Source organism: Sellimonas catena (assembly GCF_027924685.1).
Lineage (GTDB): Bacteria > Bacillota > Clostridia > Lachnospirales > Lachnospiraceae > Sellimonas > Sellimonas catena.
Window position 1 is genome coordinate 1 of the sequence record NZ_BSBO01000059.1, and the last position, 8,792, is coordinate 8,792.

8 protein-coding genes are annotated in these 8,792 nt (G+C 39.9%); 6 read left to right on the forward strand and 2 right to left on the reverse strand.

Features of this window, described 5'->3' with window-relative positions:
* Nucleotides 1-568: 568 nt before the first annotated feature.
* Complete coding sequence (locus tag Selli1_RS18730; protein WP_405593842.1) at nucleotides 569-823, forward strand: helix-turn-helix domain-containing protein; 255 nt, start codon at nucleotides 569-571, stop codon at nucleotides 821-823.
* Nucleotides 824-1,115: 292 nt separating this feature from the next.
* Nucleotides 1,116-2,204, forward strand: coding sequence for a hypothetical protein (locus Selli1_RS17435; RefSeq protein ID WP_281874313.1), 1,089 nt, complete (start codon nucleotides 1,116-1,118; stop codon nucleotides 2,202-2,204).
* Nucleotides 2,205-3,351: 1,147 nt separating this feature from the next.
* On the opposite strand, the gene Selli1_RS17440 is transcribed toward Selli1_RS17435, so the two are convergent.
* Nucleotides 3,352-3,684: a type II toxin-antitoxin system RelE/ParE family toxin gene (locus tag Selli1_RS17440; protein WP_281874315.1), complete on the reverse strand. Its 333-nt coding sequence runs from the start codon at nucleotides 3,682-3,684 to the stop codon at nucleotides 3,352-3,354.
* Nucleotides 3,681-3,986, reverse strand: coding sequence for a type II toxin-antitoxin system RelB/DinJ family antitoxin (locus Selli1_RS17445; RefSeq protein WP_087168420.1), 306 nt, complete (start codon nucleotides 3,984-3,986; stop codon nucleotides 3,681-3,683). Before Selli1_RS17445 ends, Selli1_RS17440 begins: the two co-directional genes overlap by 4 nt.
* A 762-nt stretch (nucleotides 3,987-4,748) precedes the next feature.
* On the opposite strand from Selli1_RS17445, the gene Selli1_RS17450 reads away from it, so the two are divergent.
* The 4 genes from Selli1_RS17450 to Selli1_RS17470 all read left to right on the forward strand — a co-directional run bounded on the left by Selli1_RS17450 (nucleotide 4,749) and on the right by Selli1_RS17470 (nucleotide 8,415).
* Nucleotides 4,749-6,545, forward strand: a complete 1,797-nt coding sequence (locus tag Selli1_RS17450) for an AAA family ATPase (RefSeq protein WP_281874317.1) — start codon at nucleotides 4,749-4,751, stop codon at nucleotides 6,543-6,545.
* A gap of 1 nt (nucleotide 6,546) precedes the next feature.
* Nucleotides 6,547-7,095, forward strand: a complete 549-nt coding sequence (locus Selli1_RS17455) for a 3'-5' exonuclease family protein (RefSeq protein ID WP_138373863.1) — start codon at nucleotides 6,547-6,549, stop codon at nucleotides 7,093-7,095.
* Between the two features lie 265 nt (nucleotides 7,096-7,360).
* Nucleotides 7,361-7,918 (forward strand): GNAT family N-acetyltransferase, encoded by a 558-nt coding sequence (locus Selli1_RS17465; RefSeq protein ID WP_087252832.1) that lies wholly within the window; start codon nucleotides 7,361-7,363, stop codon nucleotides 7,916-7,918.
* Complete coding sequence (locus Selli1_RS17470; RefSeq protein WP_281874321.1) at nucleotides 7,918-8,415, forward strand: NUDIX hydrolase; 498 nt, start codon at nucleotides 7,918-7,920, stop codon at nucleotides 8,413-8,415. The genes Selli1_RS17465 and Selli1_RS17470 overlap by 1 nt, the downstream gene beginning before the upstream one ends.
* Nucleotides 8,416-8,792: the final 377 nt, after the last annotated feature.

The window sequence follows — 8,792 nt, forward strand, 5'->3', positions numbered from 1 at the left end:
TTTAAACTGTTTGTCATGTTGCTTTGCCATAATGAGATCCTCCTTCAGTACGATATTTCTATTATATCATGTATTGTCTATTTGGAATTTTCTCATTTTGACTTGCACTATTTATATACTAGCACCAAAAAAACTATGTCAATGTTTCGGTGGTAGTTGATATAGAGTGTGGAAATGCGAAGTTGGAAGCACTGTAGAGGGAACTGCTGAAGAAGACGAACGCCAGACGGGGATTCGATAGTCTTGCGGATCAGATTGAAGAACTGCGGGAGGAGAAACGGCAGCTCCTGCTTGAGGATGCCATGAACGAAGGGGCTATGCAAAAGGTGAGGGAACTGGAGAAATTTATAGACAGCTAGGATGGCCCAATCACCGAATATGACGAGGCACTTGTTCGCAGGCTGATCGAGAAAGTCACTGTGCACGATAATCACTTTACAGTCGAGTTCAAGTCCGGGCTGGAGACGGATGTAGCAATGTAAATATATTTTATTGGCGCTTGGGGGAACCTGGGCGCCTTTTAATGCGACAAAAAAACTGATTACAAATGTAGCAATAATGTAGTATAATGCATGTACCATGGAGAAGAAGGGAGGAATGGCATACGAAGACATATAGTGTCAAAGATATTGCAGATATGCTCCAGACGAACCCTGAAACAGTTCGGAGATGGATTCGTGCGGGAAAACTAAAGGCTGATCAAACTTCCCGGAAAGATGGGAACGTAGTGCGTGAAGATGAGCTCTATAAATATCTCCTTCAACTTCAAAATATGCAACAGTTGCAGTTGGACTCGCTGTTGCCAATCCATTTCTCACTTTAACAACAGCGGTTGGCGCAGGAGTTCTTGGGGCTATTGTCGCTTCAATTGCAACCAAAAAACCTAAAGGCAGTCATGACATCCGCATTCTGTCTGATGATGTAAAGCAGACACTTAAAAATAATATTTCTGAGAGTAAAGAAACGATAGAACGAAAGAAAGCGGCAATTGCTGAACTTCAAGCAGAGATTAACAGGGAACAGTAGCAAATTAAAGAGTATGAAACCGCTCTTGAGCATTTGTCAGACGCACTTTCAGAAATAAAAGGTAATGGATTAGGGGAGGTAATGGGGTAATGGCAGAGAATTCTATTGTTAGAAATAAGGATGAACTTGTCTCACATGGTGATGGTTTGGTGGATCCTGAATATAGAAAAATCCTAGAGGTTGTACCTGGGATGGAAGGGTTCGATATTAACGGGATGCTAGCTAAATTGATGCAATATGTAAATATGTCAGATGCCCTGAGCCACGTTGAGAAAACCCTTGAGTATGTAGTTCAGATTCCTATTAAACACAGAGATGCTTTCAAAGCCGGTGAGGTCTTTATCAATCAGAACACAAAAACTGGTGTTATGTGGCCTACTTTATATGAAACACTGGAAAATGGAAAAAGAAAGTTTGTGGATAATCTTCCTATTAAACCGGAGGAGATTATTCATGGAAACCCGTTCGAAAGTATTGCTGTCAGTTATCACAATATATATATGCAGCAGCAGATAGCGGAGTTGGCAGATGCTTTGCAGGAGACCTATAGAGCCGTGAAGCGGATTGAGCAAGGTCAGATGGATGATCGGATTGGCCTTCTGCTGGCAGGTCGTGATCAGATCCGATATTCTTTAAATGCCGCACCGGAAGAAAAGATTTCTGCTATGGCTTCCGGACGGAGTAATATGCTGGTAGCACAGAAGCAGTTGCTTCAGACTTTTAAGAGTCGCGTCGGTGGTTTTGAACCACTGCCTGAAGGCAAGTTTGCACGTTTTAGTATGGAACTCATGCATTCAGGGGCACACAGGAAAAAGGATCAGGAGTTCCTGGTTATTCAGAAGTATTATTCTCTGTATCTCCAGGCAACACAGATGGTTGCTGCATCCTATGCTATATGCGGCCAGATGGATGCTGCAGAGCAAGTATTTATTGATGCGGAACAGGAGATGCAAGGAATAGATTTCAGTTCATTGCAGACTCTCCGATATATCCATAAGAAGAATATGGAGATGTTTTACTATCATGCGACAGATTACATCGCAACTGAGCGGGAGATTTGTCTGGAGGAAGCACAAGAGTATGATATGATTAACATACAGATGAGTGGAGATAAATTGTTGGAGGTGTTTCAGAATGTCAGAACGGAAAAGATTTCAGAATCAAACTCTGAACAGTGAGGACTATGAGAAAATTGAGGAAGGTGCAAAGGCGGTAAAAAACGGAGGCGCAATTCTCGCCACAGCCGGACTTCTCATTGGCGTTTGTAAAAAGTATGGACCCGCTCTCTTGAAGAATATAAACAAATTAAGAAGGAGCTAATGCGTGTATATTTGTACGAACATGAGTTTACAAACCATAGAAAACATATTTGAAATTGATTATTTATGTTGACTGGTTTATAAAAGATTTATGAGGAAGGGAGAAACATGGGATTATTTGGTAGTATTTTAAAAAATTTAATTTTTAGATGCTCAGTTACAACAGTCACGAAAACAAACCTATGAGCCGCTCAAACGATATACACCTGAAGAATATGTAATCTATGAACAAGAACAGTCTGGAGAAAAATGGCATGGAGTACCTTTGAACGAACTAAGCAAGGTGGCTCAAACAGTTTCTCATGGGAAATACGTCAAGGTTGACAAATACGGTTTTCTTGTTTTCCATTATACATCGAACTCGGGTAAGACGAAATATAGTACTCAATGTGAAATTGATGGGAATGGTCAGTTAAGTCGTATGAGTTACCGTTATTATCCGGGACAGTGGAGGGATTCAGCAGATACGTTTGTTGAGAAGGCAAATCAGATATTTATTTTTAGGTGAACGGTGTAATCTTGGCGTCCCGACATGTTCCCGTGAACCCTATCAGCTAAAAAGTAGTCGATATGGTACTGGGGCGGCATTTTACGAACAGGTGGAGGAAATGTATATCTAAATCATTTCCTCGTGCTATGTTGAGACGGTTGTGCTGATGTCAAAAGTTAAAGAATAGAATACTGAAAAAGTATAGAAAACAAGGGATTTCCGGGAGTCGGGGCTTGTCAAAGAACAGGTTTCGATTTCCGGATTTTTTCATTTTTAGGTAAGTAGAAACTGGTCTACTGTGGAAAATGGCGGAGAGTTGATGACCGATTTTGATATTAAGGGTGTGGAGCTGACGGGTTGGAAACAAGAATAATCTGGAAGGAAAGGTATAAGGAGGCAGGAAAAGTGGATGGGAAAAGTCAATGACGGCGTGAAGTATGAGTGGATTGTCGCTCAGGAGGAGCTTGATAAGTTCTGAATGCAGAAAGGAACAGCTATTCTGTTCCTTTTTGCGGATTACTCACGTTTTGCCTGAATGATGTCCTCGATATCCCTGCCGCCGTAGAAAATTCGGATCACAGTTATCGTGCGGCTGCCGTTATTTACGACATAATAGACGATGAAATTGTCTACCGGTACCCGATGCATCCCCATGCTTTTCCACGGCTCCCAATCCACGACAGCATATCGGGACGGTATAAAATCCAGCGACCGGATTTCTTTCCGGATACGATTGACCTGGCCCTCTGCTGTCTCCGGTGCCTGCAGGTCATAAGCGATGTAAGAATAAATCTCCCTCAGATCATCTTTGGCTTCCGAGGAGTAGATAATGGAATAGGTATCGCTCATATACCGAACTCCCGCTTTAACTCGGAATCCACCTCATCTGCTGTATAGGTTTTTCCGGATTTCATGGATTCCACACCTTTCATAAGCTCTGCATTCAGCTGTTCCCGGCTCATATCGCCGACTGCGGTAGGTTTTGTGGAAGGCAGGCGCAGTTCAAAAGGCATTCCCTTTTTTAGTACAATTTGACTGTAAAGCATCTGGATTGCGCTGGACGGGGAAATCCCAAGCTGAGAAAGGATTCCTTCTGCGTTTTCTTTTAGCTCCTTATCAATACGGGCATAAACTGCGGATGTATTTGCCATATCTATCACACTCCTTTGGATATATTATACCCACTTTCTTTTGCAAATGCAAGCAAATGCAAGCATATTTAAAATTTGTTTACAGACATGTAAGGAGGAATTGTAGAAAACTATATCAAATCCAATAACGAGTGGAAATTTGGCGGACTTTACTTTGACAAAAGCATTTTGTCAGAAAGCGAGTCGGTGTCTATTTTTGAGAATGTGAAGTGGGTTATCAAACGGCGTTTTTAGAATGGAACCTTCATCATTTCCTATCCCAATACGGTTATGCCAATGTGGACGGGGAGATGGTGATCGTGAAATAGTGGGGCTAAAAAGGAAATGGTTATGACACCGGAAGATACCAGAACTGGTATGGTTTTCCGGTCGAATCTGCTGTGGAGAATGCGGAGGTAAATATAAGAGACGGATGCTTTATAAACCCAGCAGCCAATATATAGTGCGGACTTGTGTTAATCACCTGACAGATAAGAACGGTTGTTCATAGAAGCACTTCACGAATGATGCCCTGAAACTGCCTTTTGTCTATAATTTCTATAATTGAGATCAGGCAACTTGAGCTTATCGGGCAAAGAGATTATAATGATAATGTGCTGATGGAGCTTGCAAATGATAGCATTATAAGTTCAAACAATTTATCAATGATAAAAATCTGATGTTCAGTTTGGTGAAGACTAAGTTTTCAAACATTGGTAGCTCTTGGCATAATTTGTCGATTCCGTGTGGAAATAGAGTAGAAATTTTAGTGGAGATTATAATATGTCAATTATCCTTACCGATGAACAAGAAAAATTTATTGAGAAAGCTTTAAATGGGAAGAATATTCTTGTTGATGCCTGTGTTGGTAGCGGAAAAACAACGGCTATACAGGCTCTATGTACTCGTTTTCCTAAAAACAAAAAGATACTTTATCTTACATATAACAAGCTTCTTAAAATTGACGCTAAAGAAAAGATAAAGGGTAGAAATGTTACTGTAACAAACTATCACGGATATGCATGGTCTTGTTTAAACAGAATAGGAATGCAGGTCGGTGTATCAGATTTGCTTCAGGAATTTAATAAGAAGAAACCGCCTGTTAGAAAGTTTGATCTTATTGTCCTGGATGAATATCAAGACATAGATCAGGAAATTGCTGATATGTTAGATTATATAGTCAGCTGTAATCCCGAGGCACAGCTTGTTGCTGTCGGAGATATGAAACAAAAAATATATGATAAGACTGCACTTGAAGTGGAAGAATATATTGAAAAGTTTCTTGGAGAGCACATTGAATTAGAATTTACAAAATGCTTTCGTCTTCCAAATGATTATGCACAAAAGTTGGGGCGCATATGGAAAAAGAAGATTACTGGAGTTAACAGTGAGTGTGAAATTTCTGAAATGTCGGAACAAGAAATAGTAGACTTTTTGGCTAAGCAGGAACCGAGCAAATTGTTATGTTTGGGAGCCAGAGAAGGAACTATGACAAAGATTCTTAACAAACTTGAATCAAAGAACAAAGATAAATTTAATAAAAATACTGTCTATGCAAGTATCTCAGATCAAGATACATCTGGGAAAGTGCAGCCAAGTAAGGAAACGGCAATATTTACTACCTTTGATAGTAGTAAAGGGTTAGAAAGAGAAATTTGTGTTGTTTTTGATTTTACAGAAAGCTACTGGAGAATGCGAGTTGGAAAACCTCAGCAAAAGTATGAGATACTTAGAAATATATTCCTTGTTGCAGCAAGCAGGGGGAAAAAGCAAATAATTTTTGTCCCAGGTAATGAAGAAACATTGTCAGAAGAATCTATTTCTACTCCAGAGGATATGAATACATCATTGGAGAACGTTGGAATATCGGAAATGTTTGATTTTAAATTTCAGGAAGATATAGAAGAGTGTTATGATCTTTTAGAAAAGAAGAAAATCAATGTGGAAGATACCAGCGTAATCGATATTCGAAGTAATGATGGCCTCATTGATTTATCTCCATGTATAGGCATTTTTCAAGAGGCATTTTTCTTTGATAATTATGACATTGACCGGGAATTTGAACTGTTTCGCCTGGTTCATAAGGATAGAAAAATATTTAATGATAAGATTAAAGGCGTGGAAAAGAAGATTCTTCATCTAACATCATTAGAAACAAATCAACGTAGATATTACTCTCAGGTTTTACTGCCATTAGTTACAGATGAACAGAAAGAGTTATTAACTAGACGAATCGAAACACGTCTTAGACATGACGAAGAGGAACAAATTATTTGTAGTATAGCATTTGCAGAAAGACGGAACGGGGAAAAGGCGTTTGAGGCTCTTGGGTATGCGGATGTAAAAAAAGATGATACAATCTATGAACTTAAATTTGTTTCTCAACTTAACCATGAACATTATCTTCAGTGTGCGTGCTATATGATTGCACAAAATTTAGATAAGGGCATTTTATGGAACATAAGGACAAATGAAATGTGGGAAATTTCGATTCCGGATAAACAGAAGTTTATGGATTCAGTAGTAAAAACCATTACCAAAAGACAATTAACTAAATATTATAAGCCGAAAGGAAAATAGAATGAAAGAACACATTGCGGTAATAGATACAGAAACGACATGGAGCGGTGCTGTAATGACAGTGGGAATCGTAATTGCTGATGCGAGTAATTACGAGATCGTCGGGTATAAGTACTATGTAATCAAAGAAGCTTTGCGGGAAGGCGGAATGTTTGATTATATTGTTCACATAAAAGGAATAAATGAGGAGAAGATTTCCCGGAAAAAAATTGCGGATAACATTTCGTCCTTTCTAATGGAATATGATGTTTCTTCTGTTTTTGCCTATAATGCAGGATTTGACAAAAACTGTCTTGCGTTTATGAAAGATTTTATTTGGCATGATATTATGCGAATTGCAGCTTACAGACAATATAATCCAATGATTCCAACTTCGGCAGAATGCTGCAAAACAGGTAGATTGAAACGAGGATATGGCGTTGAAAATATCATGAGAATGATTAGCAATAAGGATTACATAGAAACACATAATGCTCTGTTGGATGCAAGAGATGAATTGGAAATCATGAGACTTCTTGGACATCCATCCGATATTTATCCCCAGATTTAAAGCAAAATGAGGCGTTTGAGATCTTGCTGTTCCTAGCAATTATCAGCGCCGTGGAATTTCTGTCTTTTAGCATCGATGATGAGAAAAAATGAGATATTTGAATCTAACGCCTTCATCCTACCGGTTAAGAAAAACAGGTTTGGGACAAGACGAGGGGATAATTGTCTGGTTGCCGATTTCGGCGGCAAGGCTGCAGGGGCAGTTTGGGCGAGAATTATGGATGACTATGGTCATGTGTATGCGAACTACAGGGAGGTGCAGAGATATGATTTTGGAAACAGAGAGACTGCTTCTCCGTCCATGGGAGGAGAGAGACGCAGAGGATTTATACCGATATGCAAGCCATCCTGATGTGGGACCTATAGCTGGATGGCCTGTTCATACAAGTGTGGAAAACAGCCGGGAAATAATCCGGGAAGTTCTTTCCGCACCGGAGACTTATGCAGTGGTTTTGAAAGAAAACGGCCATCCGGTTGGAAGTATAGGGCTGATGATCGGTGAAACCAGTAATATAGGACTTCCGAAGACAGAAGGTGAGATTGGATACTGGATCGGTGTTCCTTATTGGGGAAGAGGCTTGATTCCAGAAGCTGTTCGGGAAATTTTGAGACATGGATTTGTAGATCTGAATCTGTCTAAAATATGGTGCGGATATTTTGATGGGAACCAAAAATCAAAACGAGTTCAGGAAAAATGCGGCTTTCATTATCATCATTCTAGTGAAAATGTTCCCTGCGCTATAGAGGGCCTTTTACGGACGGAACACATCACCTGCCAGACGAAAGAAGAATGGAGCAACATGAAAGAAGGAATAGAATACTGATGGACATTAATCACATGGAAACAATCAATATTTATGGAGATAATCGTTTTGCTGAACACACCAAAATCCGAGAAGCCTGCCGCGGCATCGTGGTGAAGGACGGAAATATTCTGTTGTCTTATATGGAAAACAGCGATCTGTGGATGATTCCCGGCGGTGGTGTTGAGGCCGGTGAAAGCTATGAGGACTGCTGCATTCGGGAATTGGCAGAGGAAACAGGGATTCTTGTGAAACCGTTATACTGCAGCCTGATTATTAATGAATATTACAAAGAGTATTTGTATTCCAGCCGTTATTTTATCTGCGAAGCTGATGGTCATACGGAACGCTCACTTACTGAGCAGGAGGAACAAGAAGGTCTGGAGCCCAGATGGGTTCCGGTGGAAAAAGCCATTGAAATTTTCGCAAAGCATCAGGAATATGGGCATATGGAAATGAAAAGTGGGATGTATTTTCGTGAATATAAGGCATTGACAGCATGTTTGCTTAATGAATGATGCTTGAATGAAGAATCAGCTTCGTGCTAAAAAATGAAAAACTGTAAAAATATGAATTTTTCGGGAATCGGAACTTGTCAAAGGGACAGAGGGCGGTTCCCGAATTTTTATGAGTAGACAAGCCTAAAAGATGATTTTTTTTTATAGCTATCCACCTAGAATAAGTGAACGTAAAAATAATTTGCGCTGGAAAAATGGGCGTGTAAACAGAGTTTGCTAGCCTTTACAGCATTTTGAGTTAAAATAGAATGTAAGTAGGTAATCATCCGTACCTTGACAAAACAAAAAATCCCCCGGCACTTACCAGGGGAAAATCTGTCTCTTACTTTTTAAGTTTGCTGTGACAATCAGCTGGCAGGCTGGTGGACCAGGGAAGC